Here is a 19,838-nt window from a genome sequence, read left to right as displayed (position 1 = left end):
TTCAGAACAGTTTAAGCAAGCTTAGGGGTAACCCGAAAGCTTGTTCTGAACGGGTTTATATGGAAACCGCTATGACGTCTGAACAAACTTTAAAACACATCCAACGCTATATTGCTCGCCAACACGTTTTTTCCCTTTTTGCTCATCACAACAATGATATCTGGCCTGCCAGTTGTTACTATGCATTTGATGCGAAAACGATGTGTCTGATTTTAATGACAGACCCGAATTCCAAGCATGGGCAATTGATGGTGGCTAACCCGCAAGTGGCTGGCACAATATCGGCGCAAACTAAAGCCGTGAATACAATACAAGGTATTCAATTTACAGGTGAAATTAAAATATTAGAAAGTGAGGAAGCACAGCTTGCTCGCGGTTTCTACTGCCGCCGCTTCCCTGTGGCAATAGCAGCGAAACTGCCAGTTTGGCAGCTTCACTTACAGAATGTCAAAATGGTGGATAATAAATTAGGTTTTGGCACCAAGCTATATTGGGAATGCCAAATTTAACGAAGCCTATGGATCACCTGATTTGAGCTACCGCGCCAAATTAAGCGCGGGTCATGTAAATCCTGCTCAAATTTACCGTCAATCACGGTATTGACAAAACTCACCACTTTTTGCTGTTCAAGCGTTAAATCACCCAATGTGTATCCTGTCCATAACCAGATGTCTTTATCTGGGCAAACTGCTTTAACGCGTTTTACCAACTTGAGCACTGCAGGCAAATTGGCTGGGTGTAGCGGGTCTCCGCCGGACAGGGATAATCCCTGTCGACGAATACGCGTGTCTTGCAAGTCTTGGATAATTTGGTCTTCCATTTCTTGGGTGAATGGCACACCTGAATCCACTCGCCATGTACTTTGGTTGTAGCAACCACGGCATTGATGAACACACCCTGCCACAAACAGTGTACAGCGGGTTCCGGGGCCATTGACCACATCAACAGGATAATATTGGTGATAATTCATGGCATTAACCTATTTGGCCGTTACCTAAATGCTTAATACGGCGTTTGACTTCCTCTTGTTTTCCTGCATTAAATGGCCTTGCATCTGGGCTGCCTAAATAGCCACAGACACGGCGGATAACTGAAACGCGGTTAGTATCATGATTACCACAAGCCGGGCAGGTAAAACCTTTGCTGGTGCAGGAAAATTCACCGGAGAAACCGCATTCATAACACTCATCAATGGGGGTGTTAGTCCCATAATAAGGCACATGTTGATAGCTGTAATCCCACACGTCTTCTAAGGCTCTAACATTATGTTGTAAGTTTGGGTATTCGCCATAACAGATAAAACCGCCATTCGCGAGTGCAGGGTAAGGTGCTTCAAAATCAATTTTATCGTAAGGATTCACCTGTTTTTCAACATCTAAGTGGAAGCTGTTTGTGTAGTAGCCTTTGTCGGTAACACCTTGTATCACACCAAATTCAGCGGTATCGAGACGGCAAAAACGGTCACACAAGTTTTCACTTGGTGTGCTGTATAAACTGAAACCATAGCCTGTTTTGGCTTTCCACTCATCAGTGGCTTGGCGTAAGTGGCTGACAATTTCGACGGCTTTTTCACGCAATTTTTCATTATCATAGACATGAGTCTGTGTGCCAAAAAGTGCATTGATGGTTTCATGCAACCCAATGTAACCTAAAGAAATAGATGCACGACCATTTTTGAATATCTCAGCGACGTTATCATCCGCTTTTAAGCGAACTCCACAAGCGCCTTCCATATATAAAATTGGCGCAACACGTGCTTTTACGGTTTCTAAACGGGCAATGCGAGTCATTAAGGCTTTTTTGGCAATAGCTAAGCGATCATCCAGTAATGCCCAAAATGCATCTTCATTGCCTTGAGCTTCGATAGCAATACGAGGCAAATTGAGGCTGATAACGCCTAAATTGTTGCGGCCATCATGAATTTGTTGCCCATTTTCTTCATAGGTACCAAGGAAACTGCGGCAGCCCATTGGCGTTTTAAATGACCCAGTAACATCAACGACACGGTCGTAGTTAAGAATATCGGGGTACATGCGCTTACTGGCACACTCTAAAGCGAGTTGTTTGATATCGTAATTAGGGTCGCCTAGCTTATGGTTTAGGCCATCTTTAATTGCAAATACGAGCTTAGGGAAAACGGCCGTTTTACGGTTTTTACCAAGTCCCGCAATGCGGTTTTTCAGAATAGATTGCTGAATTAATCGTGCTTCTTTAGAGGTTCCGAGACCAAAACCAAAGGTGACAAACGGGGTTTGGCCATTTGCGGTGTGAAGCGTATTGACTTCATACTCTAAGGATTGAAAGGCGTCGTAACACTCTTTATCGGTGCGGCTGTGTGCATAACCTTCTGCGTCTGCTATTCCCCATTCTTTGGCGACTTTTAGGTGCTTTTCGTAGCTGATAGCGACATATGGCGCTAAAATTTCGTCAATACGGTTAATGGTTGTGCCCCCATAAATATGGCTCGCAACCTGTGCAATAATTTGTGCTGTAACAGCTGTTGCGGTTGAAATAGACTTTGGTGGCTCTATTTCTGCATTTCCCATTTTAAACCCGTTAGTTAACATGCCTTCAAGGTCAATTAACATACAGTTAAACATCGGGAAGAACGGCGCATAGTCGAGATCATGATAGTGAATTTCACCACGTTCGTGTGCGATAACGACATCTCTCGGCAAAATATGTTGTTTTGCATAGTGTTTAGCGACAATACCGGCGAGTAAATCGCGCTGTGTCGGGATCACTTTACTGTCTTTATTGGCGTTTTCATTAAGTAAAGAGACGTTACTTTGTTCGATTAGCCCACGAATGTCATGTGTCAATTGGCTGCGTTTTTCGCGTTCGCTGTCTCTATCGTGGCGATATTCAATATAAGCACGGGCTAAGTCTTTATAAGGCCCTGCCATCAATTGGTTTTCGACAGCATCTTGAATGTCAGCGATATCCACTCGGTCACGGCTGCAAAGCTGCTCTGTGACAACAGAAGCAACCTGAAGACAATAATCGTCATCCTTAACATTCACAGCAGCCGCTGCACGTTTAACGGCTTCCTGAATTCGTGGAAGGTCAAAACCGACCTGACAACCATCTCTTTTTATAACAACCGTTCCCACGGGCATTCTCCTTGTTAAGTTATCCACAATACGACTTCAGCTATTCGCCATGTTTATCACGGGGACTAATCTGTGGATAAAATGTGAATAAATACTATATGTTGTGTCATTTGGTGTAATTAAAGCACAATATGTGGGATTTTGCTTTTATTTAGATCGCCAACATTTGATTTAAAACAAAGAAAAAAATAATTTGTATGAAGATCAAAAGCGCAGAGGAAATAAATCTTTTCAGTTGCCAATATTCATTTCAGTGAGCTAAATAAAAAAAGAGATGTGATTTTCTTTATTTGTAAACCATGAAAATGACCATTGTGGCGGGGAGGTTATTCTGTATCGGGGGTAGGAAGTAATGAAAGACACCCCACCCAAAGCATGGGGTGTTTGGCTCGAATTAATCGTTATTTACGTACTGCGATTGCTTCGATTTCAATTTTCACGTCTTTTGGCAGACGAGCAACCTCAACGCAAGAGCGCGCTGGGAATGGTGCATTATGTTGTTTGAAAAATTCTTCGTAGGTTGCATTCACTGTCGCAAAGTCATTTAAATCTTTTACAAATACCGTTGTTTTCACGATATTAGCCGCACTTAAGCCAGCTTTTTCTAAAATTGCTTTTACGTTAGCCAGTGATTGGCGAGTTTGTGCTGCGATATCTTCAGGCACTTCACCCGTTTTAGGGTCAACAGGGATTTGCCCTGATGTGATAACCATACTACCCAAATCTACGCCTTGAACGTAAGGACCGATCGCTGCTGGTGCGTTTTCTGTATTGATTTCGTATGACATAACTACTCCGTTTCATCACGTAAAGAAAAAATACTCGTCATATGGCAAGCCACAGCGGTGTTTGTGGCTTAGTGTGACTTTGAGTATAACTTTATGGGGTGTTAGGCGCCATTATAAACATGGATTGCACCTACACAACACCGCAGTCTACGCAAAAACAACCTATTGGTTATTGATCACAGCGTCTCTATCGAACTCTTTTTCGCAGAATTTACACGTCAGTGCGACTTCTTTGCCGATTTTTTTCACGCGGAAACTGCTCGATACTGGCTCATTATGGCTAATACAGTTGCTGTTTGGGCAAATTAACACATTGTCGATATACTGAGGCAGTGTGAGTTCAAGTTTTTCTACCACTTGGTAATCTTCAATACGGTTAACGGTGGCTTCAGGGGCATACATGGCTAATTGGTTAGCTTGCTCTGGGGTTAAAAAGGTATTTTCGATTTTGATAATGTCTTTTTTACCTAGATTGCTTGATGGCAAATTTAAACCAATTGTGATGCGTTCATCTGTTTTTGTTAGTTTAAATAACTTTAGTAATTTGAAACCAATTTGAGCAGGAATGTGGTCAATAACGGTACCGTGGCTGATTGCTTCAACTTGTAATTTATGATCTTGTGTCATGGTATGTCCTCCTCAGATAGCTAATTCTTTATTTAAAACTAGAGATAACAATGCCTGCCTTGCATAAATCCCATTTCCTGCTTGTTGGAAATAGTAAGCATAAGGTGTGCTATCCACATCAACTGCGATTTCATCAACCCGTGGTAGTGGGTGTAAGACTTTTAAATTCGGTTTTGCACAATGCAGGTCAGCCGCACTTAAAATAAATTGTGCTTTCACATTCGCGTATTCAGAGGGGTCGAGGCGCTCTTTTTGTACACGGGTCATATACAGAATGTCGAGTTCTGGCATCACTTCATCAATATTATTATGCAGGCTGTAGGTTGCGCCTTTTTCTTCTAAAATGTGCAGAATATGGTTTGGCATTGAAAGCGCTTCAGGGGCAATAAAGTAGAAGTGATTGCCTTCAAATTTAGACAGTGCTTGGGTTAAGGAATGCACGGTTCTGCCATATTTTAGGTCACCGACCATGGCAATTTGCAGGTTCTCTAAACGGCCTTGCGTTTCTTGGATAGTAAACAAGTCGAGTAATGTTTGTGTGGGATGTTGGTTTGAACCATCGCCTGCATTAATGACAGGAATGTGGCCTGCAAACTGGCTAGCGAGGCGAGCGGCACCTTCTTGCGGATGGCGCATGACAATAGCATCGACATATTGGCTGATAACAGAAATGGTATCGGCTAATGTCTCCCCTTTTTTACCGAGGGATGTGTTGGTGCTATCAGAGAAACCAACAACGGAAGCGCCTAAACGATGGATAGCCGTTTCAAATGACAAGCGTGTGCGTGTAGAGGCCTCAAAGAAACAACTTGCGATGACTTTATGTTTTAGAAACTCAGGTTGCGGCTGTTTTTTTAATGAAGCCGCAACATTAAGCACTAATTCAAGGTCTGAACGGTCTAAATCATTAATCGAGATGATATCGCGGTGGTATAAAGGATTCGGCATTGTTGTTCTCCTGTGTCAGCAAGACATGTTAGGTCTATAGGCCAAAAAAAAGCCCCTCAATTGAGGGGCTTTTCTATAAATAAGAAGGGGAAAAACAGGCTGTCCAGACCGCCAGAAGGCAGTGCAGTGGAGGTGTTCTCTGTAAAAAATAGAGCAGCAGCGTTCATGGTTTCTCCCGGCAAATTGTGGCGCATTATACGCATCTCATTCTATGACGCAAGCGTTTGCATAAAGAAAAATATATTTTTTTTATTTTTGCGTTTTGGTGAATATTTGAACTAACTGAAAAATGGGAGAAATAGTATCTCTCAATAGGGAATGTGCTGAGCATTGGTGTTTTTTAAACCAAAATTAAATCACATGATTGAATATACAGTACATTTATTTACACACATTTTATGTACGAGTAAGATATTTTTTCTTTTTAATTAAATATGATCATTATGAAATCACGACTTTTTATTCTATTGGCATTCCTTCTTTCTGGCTGTTCATCTGTTTGGGTACCTGTTTCCGGTGGCTCAAAATTCACTCAAGCTGAGGCGAATGCAGTTTGTAAACCCGAAGCCCTTCATTTGTACCCAATCAAAAATGAAGTTGCGCAGCGCTCTGTTATGTCTTATGTCGAAAAAAAATGCAAAAAAGATGATGATTGTGGAAAAGACAAAACTTATAAAGAACAAACACCAGTTATGGAAAGCTATGTGATTGATGTCAATGAAGATACCCGTAATAATTATTACTTGGAATGTATGGTATCCAAAGGCTGGACAAAAAAAGATAAGTATATGTGGGAATAGTATACAGGCCGCTAAATAGCCCAGTAGGTAGAGGTTACTTGGCTATTTAGCGTGATAACTTTTATTTTTGCCCAAGCCTTTTTGCTACTTTCTCTAATTTCATCATTAGTAATAATGTAATCGAAACTAATACAATCGTTAGTGCCGAACCATCAGCAATATTGCCTCTATCGGTTAAACTGAAAATGGAAACAGGTAATGTCGCCCAGCCGGGGGGATATAACATCATTGTGGCACCAAGTTCCCCTAAGGACAGTGATAGGCTTAATGCTAATGCTGAAATCATCCATGGCATCAATAGTGGTAGGGTGACATGGCATAAACGATACCAAGGAGAAGCGCCTAAGCTAAAAGCCACATTTTCAATATCGGGAGAAATACGGGTTAACCCAGTGGAAACATTGCTAAACGTAAAAGCAGAAATCAACACAAAATGAGCACTAAATACAATCCAAAAAGTGCCGTTCATCTGTAAATAGCCTTGGCTGAATGCTACAAGGATCCCAAGCCCAATAGACACAGAAGGAATAGCGCTGGGGAGATAAAATGCAATACTCAGCCACTTTTGTATTTTCCCACTGTGTCTTCTTAGTGCTAACGCAGCCCAAAGCCCACAAAACAGCGCAAATAGACTGGCACTAAAACCAACCACTAGGCTGGATAAAATGGCATCCCAAGCTGGCCCACTAAACGCATTCACAAAATGTTCAAAAGTAAAGCCTGAAGGTAAAATGCCATTCCATTGGCGGCTGAAACTCGACATTAAAATCATTACTAAAGGCAGTAAAAACAATAAACCAAATAAGCTGATGGCAATGATAGTGGCAGTGGCTCGTCCTTTTTTAGACCAAATCAACATAATTAATTCCTTACCCCAAGGCGAGTGGTCGCCATTCTGTATAGGAAAAATAACCCGAGTGAAAGCAAGATGTTAATTAAGGCAATCATGCATGCCACGGTATAATCTGACTCTAATATTGCCTTGCTGTATACCATCATCGGCAAGGTATTGACGCCTTTCGCCCCGATAAACAGTACGATGCCAAATTCATTGGTGGTTAACAGCAGGCACAGGCTACCCCCTGCTAATAAAGCGGGAAGCGCCGCAGGGAAAATAACTTGCGCGATAACCCGTGCAGGGTGTGCGCCTAAAATACTTGCCGCTTCTAACTGGCTTTTGTCGATTTGCCGCAGTGCCGCCATAAGGGGACGCATGACTAACGGGGTAAAAACGGTAATTTCTGCCAAAATCACCCCATGGATAGAATAAAGAAACTCAACGGGGGGGAATTCTAAATCAAACAATGCCATCAAGGTGCCATTGAGTAGCCCTGCAGAACCATAAATGAAGGTAAAAGCTAGGGTAATCAAAAAGGTCGGTAGAGCAATAAAAGTATCAATCACTTGCGTGATAAAACGGCTTCCCGGAAAAGGAATAAACACTAAGATCAGTGACAATACACTGCCTATCACAAGGCAACCTAAGGTGGCCAAAATGGCAATGTAGAGTGTATTCCATAACCCATTAATAAAGCGTTTTGACTCAATAAGTTGCCAAAATGCATCCAACCCCCATCTACCCGCCTCATTTTGTAGTGCTTGTTGGGCTATCAACAATAAGGGATAAAAAAACAACGTAACTAACACCAGTAGTGGCGGCAATATCCAATAAATGGGCTTTATCGTTATTGATGAACCTTTTGGCACGCTAATATGTGACATGTTATTCCTCAATTAAAACGGTATCCGCAGGTGAAAACCATAAAGTGAGTTTGTCGCCTATTTTAGGCGGTGAGGCCAAATGGGTGATGGCAACACTCACGGTTTCACCAGCAACATCACAAATTAAATGCGTTAAATCCCCCTGCCAGCGAATAGACGTCAATGTGGCCTGTAATTGATTGGTGGCATTGGAATTTGGTACTAGCGTGATGTGCTGTGGGCGGATACACACCCATTTGTGAGTGCCTGCTCGCATGCCTAATGTATGAGCCTCCAACAATGTTCCACCACAACTGACATTCACTTTTCCAGGGCTTGTTGAAAAACCAAGCGCAGTAGCGGCTAGAATATTGGCTCGGCCTAAAAACTCAGCAGCAAAACGGTTGGGTGGGCGGTGATATAAGGCATTTTTCTCACCATGTGCGACTAAGTAGCCATCTTTCATAATGCCAATTTTATCACCAAGTGCGAGAGCTTCAGTTTGGTCATGAGTCACATAAAGAATAGTTAAATCGGGCAGTTCGCGGTGTAAACGGGCAATTTCTTCAACCATATTATGACGAATTTGCGCATCTAGTGCGGAAAGCGGTTCGTCGAGTAACAGAACACGAGGCCTTACGGCTATCGCTCTAGCAATCGCAACTCGCTGTTGCTGCCCCCCTGAAAGTTGGTGAGGGTAGCGGGTTGCGTAATCCGTCATTCCGACGATTTTAAGGGCTTCAATGACTCGCTCGTTAATGAGTGCTTTAGGTTGTTTCTGAGCTCGTAAGCCAAATGCGACATTCTCTTCCACTTTCATATGGGGAAATAGCGCATAATTTTGTACAACCATACCGAGTCCGCGTTGGTATGGGGGAAGGTGGGTGATATCCATATCACCTAATAAGATGCGCCCGCTGTCAGGTTGAGCAAACCCCGCAATGGCTCGCAATACCGTGGTTTTTCCTGAACCAGACGGGCCAATCAACACCAATATTTCCCCAGAGTCGATGGTTAAATCTAAAGGTTTTAGCACGACATTATTATGATATGAGACACGTAAAGACTCTAATGTGATCCCAGAGTGCTCGGTTTGCTGCATTGCAGTAGTGGCTTTTCGTTTCATCAACATCACAAGTTACTCACCATCAGTGACTTTTTGCCAACGGGAAATATCATCGGATAGGGAAACTTCAACTTCATCCCAATTAGGCTGCCAAGTTTTCACACCTTCTAACATTTGGACAGCGCTCTGGTATTGCTTATCAGATGGTGTGATATCTGAACGAACAGGCATACCCCATGAAAGCTCACTAACACGGCTTTGTGATGGTTTATCCAGCAGGAAATTAATGAGTTTTTTACCGTTTTCGGTTTCAGGGCCGTTGTTAACTAAGCCGACAACATAAGGTAAAACCAGTGTACTACGTTCCCCATTGGCATCTTTTGGCCAGAAAATTTGGACATTAGGGTTACGTACCATTTGGGATAAATTCATTTGTAAGTCGCCATTAGCGACATAGAGCTCCCCTTTATTCACGAGGGCGGTAAGCTTACCTGTCGAGGCGGATGGGCCAACGTTATTAGCCTGCAACTTACCGAGATAATCAAACCCTGCGTCTTTGCCATTAAAACTGTGGAAAACTTGTAACATCACTGCAGTACCATCCCCAGCTTGTCCCGGTGTTGAATATTGAAGTTTATTTTTAAAGCGAGAATCGAGTAGGGAGTCCCAATTTTCAGGAGGAGACTTAAGCAGCTTAGCGTTATAGATAAAGGTCAGGTAATTATTGACCAACGGCGTGTAAAAGTGATTTGAATTAGGAATATTTGCTGCATTTTCTGGCATAAATTCAGCTAATAACTGGTTTTTTGCGGCACGTTGGATAAAAGGCGGAACGGTAATAAGCACATCGGCTTGTGGATTGGTGCGTTCTTTAGCGAGCCTTTCAACTATCGCCCCTGAACCACTTTCGACATATTGTACTTTAATGCCTGTTTGTTTGGTAAACGCCTCGAACTGATTTTTATACCAACTGTTGTTGCCATCGTGCAGGCCATCAGCGGAGTAAACAGTCACAACATCAGCGGCAAAAACAGAGGTAGAGCAAAGGGTTGCCATTAATAGACCAGCTAAGTAGGTGCGTTTCATGGTTATCTCCTGTTAAGGTAAAATGTATTCTGGTATATACCAGATGTTTTTTACGCTAACGGGTTTATATGACAGAAAGATGAAATGCAGCTAAATAGATAAAATTATTTTCTATAAATAGAAATAATCACAAAGTATCGACTTCGATGCGCAAGCTATCGTGGCGCCAGTATTCAACATCATAATCTAAAATTCGCCCATGTTGGTCATAGTTTAAGCGTTGCAACAATAAGGCTGGACGGCCAACCGTAACCCCCAGTGCTTGTGCCGCTTGGGCAGGCATTGCCGTTGGGTAGAAAGACAAATGCATACTGGTATAGATTAAATTGAAATGAGCTTCGTACACTTCCGTTAAACTGCCGTTGAGGTCGTGGCGTAGCAGTTCAGGAACGCGAGCTGGTAAACAATGGTTCTCACAGTAACAAACGGGCCTGTCATCAGCAAAACGTAGGCGGGTGAGTAAATAAATTTGTTCAAATGATTGAAGTTTTAACGGCTCCATAGCTTCGAGAGGAACGGTAATAACTTTTCCATCCAGTAAAACTGTCTTTGGTTGGCGACCTTGTTCGAGGCAAAGTTTATGGAAATTAGTATTTTGGGTTGGGTCTAACCAAAGGCGCTCAGGTGTGACAAACCAACCACGACGTTCAGACCGGTAAATTGCCCCACTGGATTCTAGCTGTGCCAAACTTTCGCGAATAGTGACACGAGTGGTATTGAAAATGGCACAAAGTTCGCGTTCCGAGGGGAGTTTATCACCACATTTTAGCGAGCCATTTTGAATCTTTTCCTGTAATTGGGCTTTGATAAGCAGATATTGCGGGGCTTCATCCGCTGATAATTTCATGGTTATTTCCTGTCATTGTTTCAGTCATATTATACATAGTTATATGAATTTTTTGTTTCACGAGCACTTTTCCTTTGACCTTTTGAGCAGCCTACGACCATTATAATGGAAATCTGGTATAGACCAATAGGTAAATTGAATGACAAACAATAATTATTTGCTATTAACACCGGGGCCGCTTACGACGTCTAAAACGGTGAAAGAAGCCATGCTGTTTGATAGCTGTACATGGGATGATGATTATAATTTAGGCGTTGTACAAAATATTCGTCAACAATTAGTGGCACTGGCAACGGCCAAAGCAGGGTATTCTTCGGTCCTGCTTCAAGGAAGTGGAAGCTATGCGGTTGAAGCGGTTTTAGGTAGTGCAATCGGTGATAAAGAGAAAGTTTTGATTATCAGTAATGGCGCTTACGGTGCTCGAATGGCTGAAATGGCTCAGCGATTGGGTGTGGCTCATTGTGTTTATGATTGCGGTGAAGTGTCGTTGCCAGATGTGCAACAGATTGAACAGTTATTGCGACAAGATAGCCAAATCACTCATATTGCGATGGTGCACTGTGAAACTACGACAGGGATTTTAAACCCGATAGAAAAAGTCGCGAAATTAGCGAAGCAGTATCAAAAACGCTATATCGTGGATGCAATGAGCAGTTTTGGTGGGGTCCCCATGGATATTGCTGAGCTTAACATTGATTTTTTAATTAGTTCTGCGAATAAATGTATTCAAGGGGTTCCGGGGTTTGCTTTTGTTATCGCCCGTACCGAGGCGCTTGAACGTTGTAAGGGGCGCTCTCGTTCATTATCGCTAGATTTATACGCACAGTGGCGCTGTATGGAAGATTTCCAAGGTAAATGGCGATTTACTTCTCCAACTCATACTGTATTAGCATTTGCCCAAGCACTCAAGGAGTTAGCTAAAGAAGGTGGCGTAGCCGCTCGCTTTCAACGTTATCAAGGGAATCAATACAAGTTGGTGTCCGGTATGCGTAAATTAGGTTTTACCACGTTGTTAGAAGATAGCCTTCATTCGCCAATTATCACCGCATTTTACTCACCAAATTCATCTGATTACCAATTTAAGCAATTTTATCAGAGTTTAAAATCTCAGGGTTTTGTCATTTATCCGGGCAAGGTCTCGCAAAGTGATTGTTTCCGTATTGGAAATATTGGTGAAGTTTATGAAAAAGACATTGATGCATTGTTGGTAGCAATAAAAAAAGCCATTTACTGGGAAAAATAAGGAAAAGAAATGAACCGTATTGAAGCCGTTATCCTTGATTGGGCGGGTACCACTGTAGATTTTGGCTCTTTTGCTCCTACTCAGATTTTCATCGAAGCATTTAAATCTGTGTTTGATATAAATATTACATTGGCTCAAGCGCGCATTCCTATGGGACTAGGAAAATGGCAACATATTGAAGCACTGGGTAAATTGCCTGAAGTAGACGCTTTATGGAACGCAAAGTTTGGCCGCTCAATGAGTAGTGAGGATATCGATAAAATCTACGCGGCCTTTATGCCATTGCAAATTGCGAAAGTTATCGACTTTGCAACACCAATCACTGGAGTTGTCGACACAATCGCTACATTACGCAACAAAAGTATTAAAATTGGCTCTTGTTCAGGTTACCCTCGTGCCGTGATGGAAAAGTTAGTTCCAGCTGCAAAGGCATTGGGCTACCAACCCGACTACTGGATAGCAAGTGATGACCTCCTTGCTGGTGGGCGTCCGGGACCTTGGATGGCATTACAGAACGTCATTGAGCTAGGTGTTGGTTCCGTATCCGCTTGTATCAAAGTGGATGATGCCGTTCCCGGAATTGAAGAAGGGCGCAATGCGGGAATGTGGAGCGTTGGATTATCGGTTTCGGGTAATGAATTTGGTAAAACATGGGAAGAATATCAAGGGATGCCAATTGATGAAGTTAACGCGTTGAAACAACAAGCCACAGAGAAACTATATGCTGCTGGCGCTCATTATGTGATTGATACTTTAGCTGATTTGCCATCAGTTATTGAAATAATTAATAGCCGATTGGCTAATGGTGAAAGATCCTAATCAGTATATATTATTTCTTTATTAATCACTTTTTTCTATCTGAATGGCCTACTTTTATTTGATATAAATTTTCAGCAAAGTAGGCCAAAATATTTTTGCAGGTGAGGTATGAGGAGCAGAGTATAACGGATAACAATATAGGGAGTCGCATGTGTCTTCGGAGTCTAATCTACATAAAACAGTCGATTTTTTACAGGAGTTTGTTGATGAAGCTCTCTTAGATTTACAAGTAAGTACGCTATCAGAAGATGACTTTGAGTCCTTAGTGAGAGATAAACGGTCTGTGTTAAATTGGCTTAGCAAATTTGGACATTTTCTCAGTGAAGACAGCTTTCATATGGGGTTCAGATTAGAGAAAGGTTCTGAAATTGATGGTGCAGTACTTGGTGTTTACGCGACTAAGCGTGGCGACTTACATATTTTTTTGATTGAGTCTTTTGTGCGAGACCTCCCAGAGCACCCTCTAAATGGGCGTTTAACTACTTTAGTTATTATTGCGGTAACTTTTTTCCTTACTCAATATCCAGATAGTAAAGCCATTTATATTATTGAACCTGATGAAGGCTTGATCTCACATTATCAAAAGTTTGGTTTCAAATTATTAAGGGATGAAAATGTTATGTTTGCAACCAGTGACGCTTTGCAATTAATTCAGCTATCGTTACTTACGGAATTACTGTCGAATCAATAGTGCTATTAAAATAGTCTATTTTTCACCATGCTGTAAAATTATTGTGGAATTTGATACAATACAGCTTGTGAACATTAATGATACGGGGTGATTTATGGGGAATAATAAGGTTGAAAGATTATCGCCTCAAGAAATGCGCGATATTATGTTAGCGAATGCTAAAGTACTAATGTCTGACCGGTTTAGAACAACAGCCCCTGAAGTTACTGGTCAAAAAAAGAAAGTGATATCAACGCTTCAAAAATAAAGATTTTTACAATGTAATTTTGTTGTAGCGCCTGATCTATCCCTGATAGCCACTTCTAACTCGTCAAACTTTTCTGTAGACATCCTTTGCTTAAATTGATGTCTACAGAGCAGCATAATTAAAATATATTAACAGGCAATTCTGGCGCTAATGTCGCCACCATCACCGCTTTGATAGTATGTAAACGGTTTTCTGCTTGGTCAAAGACAATGCTATAAGGCGATTCAAAGACTTCTTCCGTGACTTCTAAGCCACCAAACATATTGAATTCTTTAGCTAATTGTGCGCCCAATGTGGTGTCTTCATTATGAAAGGCAGGCAAACAATGTAGGAACTTCACATTTGGGTTGCCAGTGAGCTTAATCACATTCATATTCACTTGGTATGGTTTTAATAAATTAATGCGCTGTGCCCATACTTCTTTGGCTTCTCCCATCGATACCCACACATCGGTATAGATAAAATCAGCATCTTTAACGCCTTCGGCGACATCTTCCGTGAGCGTGATTTTCGCACCCGTTTTTTGAGCTAGTGCTTGGCAAGTGTTCACTAAGTCTTCCTCTGGCCAGCAACTTTTTGGCGCAACAAGGCGTAAATCTAAACCTGTGAGAGCAGCAGCTTCTAACATCGAGTTGCCCATGTTGTTACGCGCATCGCCTAAATAGGCAAATTTAATTTCTGAGAATGGCGTATTTGGTCGGTGCTCTTGAATAGTCAGCAGATCGGCTAATAACTGTGTGGGATGGAATTCGTTAGTTAATCCATTCCATACAGGCACTCCCGAATGCGCGGCTAAGAGTTCTACCGTGTTTTGGGCGAATCCACGGTACTGGATACCGTCATACATCCGACCCAACACTCTAGCGGTGTCTTTCATGGTTTCTTTATGGCCGATTTGGCTACCAGAAGGCCCTAAATAAGTGACTCTAGCACCTTGGTCAAATGCTCCAACTTCAAATGCACAGCGTGTCCGTGTTGAGTCTTTCTCAAAAATAAGGGCAAAGTTTTTCCCTGAAAGGAGGGGCTGCTCTGTGCCCGCTTTTTTTTCTGATTTTAACCAAGAAGAGAGTTTTAAAAGTGAATGAATTTCGCTAGAAGTAAAATCAAGTAACCTTAAAAAAGGTTTATTATATAGGGGATTCATAATTGGTAGCCTTTTTGATTTGAATTAATATTCAATTTATATTCATAAAAATTCAAAATCAACCCCCAATGTAAAAGAAATTATCTTTAAATATATGGTTTCACTGTCAACCGTGTGGGAGAATGGCGCAAAGAAAGATGAGCGACAAAGAAACAAAAGGGGTGTGGATATGGTAGATAAAGCTGAACTCGATGCGCAGTACGAAGAAACTCGCTTGATCATCGAGGAATTACTGGAAGATGGTAGCGATCCTGATGCATTGTATGCGATTGAGCATCACTTCTCTGCGGACAACTTTGCTCTGTTAGAGAAAGCAGCCGTTGAAGCTTTTAAACTAGGCTATGAAGTCACGGATGCAGAAGAGCTCGAAATTGAAACGGGTGAAACCCTGATGTGTTGCGATGTAATCAGTGAAAGTGCTTTAAATGCAGAGCTGATTGACGCACAGGTTGAGCAATTAATGAAGTTGGCTGAAAAAATGGGCATCAACTATGATGGTTGGGGCACGTATTTTGAAGACCCAGATGCAGAGTATGACGACGAAGACGGTGATGATGTTGACCCTGAAGATCGCGTGCATTAATTATTAGTCGCATCATATAATTACTTAAAAGGATAGCTAAAAACTATCCTTTTTTGTTTAGCGTAGAATTATAATGCCTTTAACATACGAATTTCACAGTCACTATGACCCGTATTTCCTAACGGTTCATCAATAAATTCAAACCCTAATTTTTCATATAACTTAATAGCAGCTTGAAGTTCTTTGGTTGTTTCTAAATAGCAACGAGTGTAGCCTTGCGCTTTAGCAAATTCCAGTGACATCAGTACGATTTGTTTTGCTAAGCCTTTGCCACGTAGCACGGAAGATAAATACATTTTCTGTAATTCTGCCGTATCGTTATCGCCTCCCGCGACTTGTGAAACACCGCCACCGCCAACAATTTCGCCATCCATTTCCACCACCCAGTAAGCACTGCGCGGTTTGCTATAAACCTCAAATAAGGTATCTAAAATAGGGTCAGCAACAGCAAAGCCTTTGTCTGCGGTTAAGCCATGCTCAGCAGAAACTTCGCGGATTACCGCGGCAATACCTGCGTTATCTTGTTGTTCGATAGGACGAATTTTGTAGTTTTGTGTTGTCATGTGAAACTCTTGATTATTATTGTGTACAACTCAGTGTAGAGAGAACCAGAAGGGAACTTCAATCTGAGAACTGCGAACGCAGTCATTTGATGATACTCGAATAAAAAGCCCTTATCAACGAATCGATAAGGGCTTAAAAATGATTAGCTAATTAATAATTACAAAGAGGCGATGGTCACTTTTTGCGCTTCAATTTTAGCTTTTGCTTCAATATTGGCAGTTAAGCGTTCACGTTCTTTTTCAACAACGGCAGCAGGCGCACGGCTCACAAAACCTTCGTTAGCTAACTTGCTTTCAATGGTTTCGATTTCTTTCACCACTTTTTCCAGCTCTTTATCTAAACGAGCCAGTTCTGCGTCTTTATCGACTAAGCCAGCCATTGGGATCAGCAGCTCTGCACCGCCAACGAGTTTAGTGACAGAAACCGGTGCTTCTTCACCATCAGCCAGTACGCGGATGCTTTCTAAACGTGCCATTGATTTGATAAAGCTTTGGTTTTCTTCAACGCGACGTTTTGCATCAGCAGAAGCACCACGCAGCATCACATCCAGTGGCTTACCTGGAGAGATATTCATTTCTGCACGAATATTACGTACAGCAATAATGGCTTCTTTGATCCACTCAAGGTCACTTAGCGCGAGCTCATCCACTTTAGCCGCATCGAACTCAGGGAACGCTTGCAACATAATGGTATCGGCATCAATACCTTTAACCACTTTGACGCGCTGCCAGATGGTTTCAGTGATAAATGGAATGATTGGGTGAGCAAGGCGCAGTAAGCCTTCTAATACCTCAATTAAGGTGAAGCGAGCCGCACGTACTTGTGCTTCGTTACCTTTATGAACAGCAGGTTTAGACAGCTCTAAGTACCAGTCACAGAATTCATTCCATGTGAAATCATACAAAATACCCGCTGCGATATCGTAACGGTGAGTATCTAACGCTTCACGGTAAGCTTTCACTGTTTGATTGAATTGCGCCATGATCCAGCGGTCAGCCAGTGAGAAGCTTATTTCGCCGCCGTTTTGACCACAATCTTGGCCTTCAGTATTCATCAGAACGAAACGGCTCGCATTCCATAATTTATTACAGAAGTTGCGATAGCCGGACAGGCGTTTCATATCCCAGTTGATATCACGGCCTGTTGACGCTAATGCCGCCAAAGTGAAGCGTAGTGCATCAGTACCATGGGCTTCGATCCCTTCTGGATACTCTTTACGAGTACGTTTAGCAATTTTTTCAGCCAATTGTGGCTGCATCATGTTGCCAGTACGTTTTTCAAGTAAATCTTCCAAAGAGATACCGTCAATCATATCTAATGGGTCGATAACGTTCCCTTTGGATTTCGACATTTTTTGGCCTTCTTCATCACGGATCAGGCCTGTCATATAAACGGTTTTGAATGGCACTTGTGGCTCGCCGTTTTCATCTTTGATGAAATGCATGGTCATCATGATCATACGGGCAATCCAGAAGAAAATAATATCGAAGCCACTGACTAATACATCTGTTGGATGGAATGTTTTCAGTGCGTCGGTATTTTCAGGCCAGCCGAGAGTAGAGAATGTCCACAGACCGGAAGAGAACCACGTATCCAGTACGTCGTCGTCTTGGCGTAGAGCAATATCCGCACCTAGATTATTTTCACGACGAACTTCGTCTTCATCGCGACCCACGTAGACATTGCCTTTTTCGTCATACCATGCAGGAATGCGGTGGCCCCACCACAGTTGGCGAGAAATACACCAGTCTTGAATATCACGCATCCAAGAGAAATACATGTTTTCGTACTGACGAGGAACGAACTGAATACGGCCATCTTCAACGGCTTTAATGGCATCACGAGCCAAAGGCTCGGTACGCACGTACCATTGGTCGGTTAGCATAGGCTCAATAACCACACCACCACGGTCACCGTAAGGCACCGTCAGGTCATGAGGTTTCACTTCAACCAGCAGGCCAAGTTGTTCGAATTCTGCGACGATAGCTTTACGCGCTGCAAAACGTTCCATTCCACGGTAAGCTTCTGGGATTTCGCAGCTATAAGCGGTAGATGGGTTACCGTTGGTATCGAAAATTTCCGCTTCGTTACGAACGTTGCCGTCTAAGTCCATCATGTTAATCATTGTTAACTGATGGCGTTTACCGACTTCATAGTCATTAAAGTCATGAGCTGGAGTGATTTTCACACAGCCAGTACCTTTTTCCATGTCAGCGTGTTCATCACCAACAATTGGAATACGGCGGTTAACGATTGGCAAAATAATTTCTTTACCAATTAAATCTTTATAACGTGGATCTTCAGGGTTAACGGCGACACCGGTATCTCCTAACATGGTCTCAGGACGGGTAGTTGCGACCACTAAATAGTCTTTGCCTTCAGCCGTTTTTGCGCCATCAGCCAATGGATAACGCAGGTGCCACATAGACCCTTTGATTTCACGATTTTCAACTTCTAAGTCAGAAATTGCCGTGTGCAGTTTTGGGTCCCAGTTAACTAAGCGCTTACCACGATAAATCAAGTTTTCTTTATAAAGGCGAACGAACGCTTCTTTAACGGCTTTAGATAAGCCTTCATCCATAGTAAAACGCTCGCGATCCCAATCAACAGAATCGCCTAAACGGCGCATTTGCTGTGAAATTGTACCGCCGGATTCCGCTTTCCACTCCCAGATTTTGTCAATGAACGCATCGCGGCCGTAGTCGTGACGGTTTTTACCTTCTTCTGCTGCAATTTTACGCTCAACAACCATCTGAGTTGCGATACCTGCATGGTCAGTTCCCGTTTGCCATAAGGTATTTTTACCTTGCATACGTTGATAGCGGATCATCGTATCCATGATGGTTTGTTGGAAGGCGTGCCCCATGTGCAGGCTACCAGTGACATTCGGTGGTGGAATGACAACACAGAAGCTGTCTTGGGTGGTATCCCCATTAGGTTTAAAATAACCGCTTTTCTCCCAGTGAGCATATAGAGATTGCTCAATTTCTGCGGGGTTATACGTTTTATCGAGCGAAGGCTCATTCATTGGGCTATCTGGTTTCTTTTCCATTATCTTTTTGTATTCAGTAAGTTGGCGGCGCCGCCATAGTCAAATTGAAGCCGACGCTACGGTAAGTTTTATACCGCTCACGCGCCAACTGTTTTAAAGTTTCATCAATAGGTACGAAGTCTACCACTTCATGGAAAGCCGTGGCAAAATCTGCGAACTGATTTTGTAAATTAATCAGGATATCACGTGGGGTATTTCCCCGTTTAGCAGGCCAACAAATTTCAATCGGTGCACCATAACGCGGCCCTTCACCCGCCAAATTATGCGGGACAAACTGGTGTGGATCGCGTTGCCACAAGGCCTCATCAATCTTTTCAGCTTGTTGCTGTGTTTCGCAAGCAACTAAAACACGCTTTCCACTGCGCCACATTTGTGCGGCAAGCTCACAAGCTAGCCATTCATGGGCTTCAAGTTCAGGATGTGGTGATGCCTGTTTTAGTTGGTAAAATGTACCTTTTTTCATATACCCGTCATACTTCAATTTGTAGGGGTGTTGGCTACGCACTTTCGCCTTAGTCA

Annotated in this window: 21 protein-coding genes; 7 read left to right on the top strand and 14 right to left on the bottom strand. The window is 42.5% G+C overall.

All coding sequences use genetic code 11. From position 1 onward, the window contains the following. Positions 1-71 precede the first annotated feature (71 nt). Positions 72-509 carry a YhbP family protein gene (locus M1F17_RS18610; protein ID WP_241098175.1) on the top strand — a complete coding sequence of 146 codons (438 nt, stop codon included), beginning with the start codon at positions 72-74 and terminating at the stop codon, positions 507-509. Here M1F17_RS18610 and nrdG read toward each other — a convergent pair. The 5 genes from nrdG to pyrB form a co-directional block, all read right to left on the bottom strand. Continuing rightward, the gene (gene nrdG, locus M1F17_RS18605) at positions 506-970 is read right to left on the bottom strand and encodes an anaerobic ribonucleoside-triphosphate reductase-activating protein (RefSeq protein WP_096864323.1); all 465 of its coding nucleotides are present in this window, start codon (positions 968-970) and stop codon (positions 506-508) included. The two genes, M1F17_RS18610 and nrdG, sit on opposite strands and share 4 nt — an antisense overlap. Positions 971-974: 4 nt before the next feature. Beyond that, complete coding sequence (nrdD, locus tag M1F17_RS18600; RefSeq protein ID WP_318837110.1) at positions 975-3,113, bottom strand: anaerobic ribonucleoside-triphosphate reductase; 2,139 nt, start codon at positions 3,111-3,113, stop codon at positions 975-977. Between the two features lie 401 nt (positions 3,114-3,514). Then, positions 3,515-3,901 (bottom strand): 2-iminobutanoate/2-iminopropanoate deaminase, encoded by a 387-nt coding sequence (gene ridA, locus M1F17_RS18595; RefSeq protein ID WP_004907508.1) that lies wholly within the window; start codon positions 3,899-3,901, stop codon positions 3,515-3,517. Positions 3,902-4,063: 162 nt separating this feature from the next. Next, positions 4,064-4,528: an aspartate carbamoyltransferase regulatory subunit gene (gene pyrI, locus M1F17_RS18590; RefSeq protein ID WP_004905852.1), complete on the bottom strand. Its 465-nt coding sequence runs from the start codon at positions 4,526-4,528 to the stop codon at positions 4,064-4,066. Between the two features lie 12 nt (positions 4,529-4,540). Then, the gene (gene pyrB / locus M1F17_RS18585) at positions 4,541-5,476 is read right to left on the bottom strand and encodes an aspartate carbamoyltransferase (RefSeq protein WP_004907510.1); all 936 of its coding nucleotides are present in this window, start codon (positions 5,474-5,476) and stop codon (positions 4,541-4,543) included. A 443-nt stretch (positions 5,477-5,919) separates the two neighbouring features. On the opposite strand from pyrB, the gene M1F17_RS18580 reads away from it, so the two are divergent. Then, on the top strand, positions 5,920-6,276 hold the full coding sequence (locus tag M1F17_RS18580; RefSeq protein ID WP_036958764.1) for a hypothetical protein: 357 nt from the start codon (positions 5,920-5,922) through the stop codon (positions 6,274-6,276). A 61-nt stretch (positions 6,277-6,337) separates the two neighbouring features. Here the strand turns inward: M1F17_RS18580 and phnV are convergent, their stop codons facing one another. The 5 genes from phnV to phnR form a co-directional block, all read right to left on the bottom strand. Continuing rightward, on the bottom strand, positions 6,338-7,135 hold the full coding sequence (gene phnV, locus M1F17_RS18575; protein ID WP_094961639.1) for a 2-aminoethylphosphonate ABC transport system, membrane component PhnV: 798 nt from the start codon (positions 7,133-7,135) through the stop codon (positions 6,338-6,340). 2 nt (positions 7,136-7,137) lie between these two features. Next, on the bottom strand, positions 7,138-7,998 hold the full coding sequence (gene phnU / locus M1F17_RS18570) for a 2-aminoethylphosphonate ABC transporter permease subunit (protein WP_004905842.1): 861 nt from the start codon (positions 7,996-7,998) through the stop codon (positions 7,138-7,140). 1 nt (position 7,999) lies between these two features. Beyond that, the gene (gene phnT / locus M1F17_RS18565) at positions 8,000-9,109 is read right to left on the bottom strand and encodes a 2-aminoethylphosphonate ABC transport system ATP-binding subunit PhnT (protein WP_096864319.1); all 1,110 of its coding nucleotides are present in this window, start codon (positions 9,107-9,109) and stop codon (positions 8,000-8,002) included. Positions 9,110-9,115: 6 nt separating this feature from the next. Further along, the gene (locus M1F17_RS18560; protein WP_094961637.1) at positions 9,116-10,129 is read right to left on the bottom strand and encodes a 2-aminoethylphosphonate ABC transporter substrate-binding protein; all 1,014 of its coding nucleotides are present in this window, start codon (positions 10,127-10,129) and stop codon (positions 9,116-9,118) included. 127 nt (positions 10,130-10,256) lie between these two features. Next, entirely contained in the window at positions 10,257-10,976 is a 720-nt protein-coding gene (gene phnR, locus M1F17_RS18555; protein ID WP_004905839.1) for a phosphonate utilization transcriptional regulator PhnR, read from the bottom strand. A 139-nt stretch (positions 10,977-11,115) separates the two neighbouring features. Here phnR and phnW point away from each other — a divergent pair, with 139 nt between their 5' ends. The 4 genes from phnW to M1F17_RS18535 all read left to right on the top strand — a co-directional run bounded on the left by phnW (position 11,116) and on the right by M1F17_RS18535 (position 13,976). Then, positions 11,116-12,219, top strand: coding sequence for a 2-aminoethylphosphonate--pyruvate transaminase (gene phnW, locus M1F17_RS18550; protein ID WP_094961636.1), 1,104 nt, complete (start codon positions 11,116-11,118; stop codon positions 12,217-12,219). Positions 12,220-12,228: 9 nt separating this feature from the next. Next, positions 12,229-13,038, top strand: a complete 810-nt coding sequence (phnX, locus tag M1F17_RS18545; protein WP_094961635.1) for a phosphonoacetaldehyde hydrolase — start codon at positions 12,229-12,231, stop codon at positions 13,036-13,038. A 151-nt stretch (positions 13,039-13,189) separates the two neighbouring features. Then, positions 13,190-13,729 carry a hypothetical protein gene (locus M1F17_RS18540; RefSeq protein WP_318837109.1) on the top strand — a complete coding sequence of 180 codons (540 nt, stop codon included), beginning with the start codon at positions 13,190-13,192 and terminating at the stop codon, positions 13,727-13,729. Positions 13,730-13,823: 94 nt separating this feature from the next. Next, the gene (locus M1F17_RS18535; RefSeq protein ID WP_153673787.1) at positions 13,824-13,976 is read left to right on the top strand and encodes a hypothetical protein; all 153 of its coding nucleotides are present in this window, start codon (positions 13,824-13,826) and stop codon (positions 13,974-13,976) included. Positions 13,977-14,094: 118 nt separating this feature from the next. Here M1F17_RS18535 and argF read toward each other — a convergent pair whose 3' ends face one another. Continuing rightward, complete coding sequence (gene argF / locus M1F17_RS18530) at positions 14,095-15,120, bottom strand: ornithine carbamoyltransferase (protein WP_004264341.1); 1,026 nt, start codon at positions 15,118-15,120, stop codon at positions 14,095-14,097. 169 nt (positions 15,121-15,289) lie between these two features. On the opposite strand from argF, the gene rraB reads away from it, so the two are divergent. Next, the gene (rraB, locus tag M1F17_RS18525) at positions 15,290-15,703 is read left to right on the top strand and encodes a ribonuclease E inhibitor RraB (protein ID WP_172412242.1); all 414 of its coding nucleotides are present in this window, start codon (positions 15,290-15,292) and stop codon (positions 15,701-15,703) included. A gap of 68 nt (positions 15,704-15,771) precedes the next feature. Here the strand turns inward: rraB and M1F17_RS18520 are convergent, their stop codons facing one another. The 3 genes from M1F17_RS18520 to M1F17_RS18510 all read right to left on the bottom strand — a co-directional run bounded on the left by M1F17_RS18520 (position 15,772) and on the right by M1F17_RS18510 (position 19,782). Continuing rightward, positions 15,772-16,266 (bottom strand): GNAT family N-acetyltransferase, encoded by a 495-nt coding sequence (locus tag M1F17_RS18520; protein WP_004264338.1) that lies wholly within the window; start codon positions 16,264-16,266, stop codon positions 15,772-15,774. A gap of 158 nt (positions 16,267-16,424) precedes the next feature. Beyond that, on the bottom strand, positions 16,425-19,295 hold the full coding sequence (locus tag M1F17_RS18515) for a valine--tRNA ligase (protein ID WP_172412245.1): 2,871 nt from the start codon (positions 19,293-19,295) through the stop codon (positions 16,425-16,427). 37 nt (positions 19,296-19,332) lie between these two features. Further along, on the bottom strand, positions 19,333-19,782 hold the full coding sequence (locus M1F17_RS18510; protein WP_094961630.1) for a DNA polymerase III subunit chi: 450 nt from the start codon (positions 19,780-19,782) through the stop codon (positions 19,333-19,335). Positions 19,783-19,838: the final 56 nt, after the last annotated feature.

This window comes from Providencia sp. PROV073, from assembly GCF_033688125.1.
Lineage (GTDB): Bacteria > Pseudomonadota > Gammaproteobacteria > Enterobacterales > Enterobacteriaceae > Providencia > Providencia hangzhouensis.
The sequence above is the reverse complement of the archived record's forward strand: the minus strand, read 5'-3'. Positions and strand labels throughout refer to the sequence as shown.

Coding starts and splice junctions, on each gene's coding strand:
- phnV (WP_094961639.1), bottom strand. CDS start 7,135: ATGTTGATTTGGTCTAAAAAAGGACGAGCCACTGCCACTATCATTGCC.
- pyrB (WP_004907510.1), bottom strand. CDS start 5,476: ATGCCGAATCCTTTATACCACCGCGATATCATCTCGATTAATGATTTA.
- argF (WP_004264341.1), bottom strand. CDS start 15,120: ATGAATCCCCTATATAATAAACCTTTTTTAAGGTTACTTGATTTTACT.
- phnT (WP_096864319.1), bottom strand. CDS start 9,109: ATGTTGATGAAACGAAAAGCCACTACTGCAATGCAGCAAACCGAGCAC.
- M1F17_RS18580 (WP_036958764.1), top strand. CDS start 5,920: ATGAAATCACGACTTTTTATTCTATTGGCATTCCTTCTTTCTGGCTGT.
- phnX (WP_094961635.1), top strand. CDS start 12,229: ATGAACCGTATTGAAGCCGTTATCCTTGATTGGGCGGGTACCACTGTA.
- rraB (WP_172412242.1), top strand. CDS start 15,290: ATGGTAGATAAAGCTGAACTCGATGCGCAGTACGAAGAAACTCGCTTG.
- nrdG (WP_096864323.1), bottom strand. CDS start 970: ATGAATTATCACCAATATTATCCTGTTGATGTGGTCAATGGCCCCGGA.
- phnR (WP_004905839.1), bottom strand. CDS start 10,976: ATGAAATTATCAGCGGATGAAGCCCCGCAATATCTGCTTATCAAAGCC.
- pyrI (WP_004905852.1), bottom strand. CDS start 4,528: ATGACACAAGATCATAAATTACAAGTTGAAGCAATCAGCCACGGTACC.
- phnU (WP_004905842.1), bottom strand. CDS start 7,998: ATGTCACATATTAGCGTGCCAAAAGGTTCATCAATAACGATAAAGCCC.
- M1F17_RS18515 (WP_172412245.1), bottom strand. CDS start 19,295: ATGAATGAGCCTTCGCTCGATAAAACGTATAACCCCGCAGAAATTGAG.
- M1F17_RS18610 (WP_241098175.1), top strand. CDS start 72: ATGACGTCTGAACAAACTTTAAAACACATCCAACGCTATATTGCTCGC.
- M1F17_RS18520 (WP_004264338.1), bottom strand. CDS start 16,266: ATGACAACACAAAACTACAAAATTCGTCCTATCGAACAACAAGATAAC.
- M1F17_RS18510 (WP_094961630.1), bottom strand. CDS start 19,782: ATGAAAAAAGGTACATTTTACCAACTAAAACAGGCATCACCACATCCT.
- ridA (WP_004907508.1), bottom strand. CDS start 3,901: ATGTCATACGAAATCAATACAGAAAACGCACCAGCAGCGATCGGTCCT.
- phnW (WP_094961636.1), top strand. CDS start 11,116: ATGACAAACAATAATTATTTGCTATTAACACCGGGGCCGCTTACGACG.
- M1F17_RS18535 (WP_153673787.1), top strand. CDS start 13,824: ATGGGGAATAATAAGGTTGAAAGATTATCGCCTCAAGAAATGCGCGAT.
- M1F17_RS18560 (WP_094961637.1), bottom strand. CDS start 10,129: ATGAAACGCACCTACTTAGCTGGTCTATTAATGGCAACCCTTTGCTCT.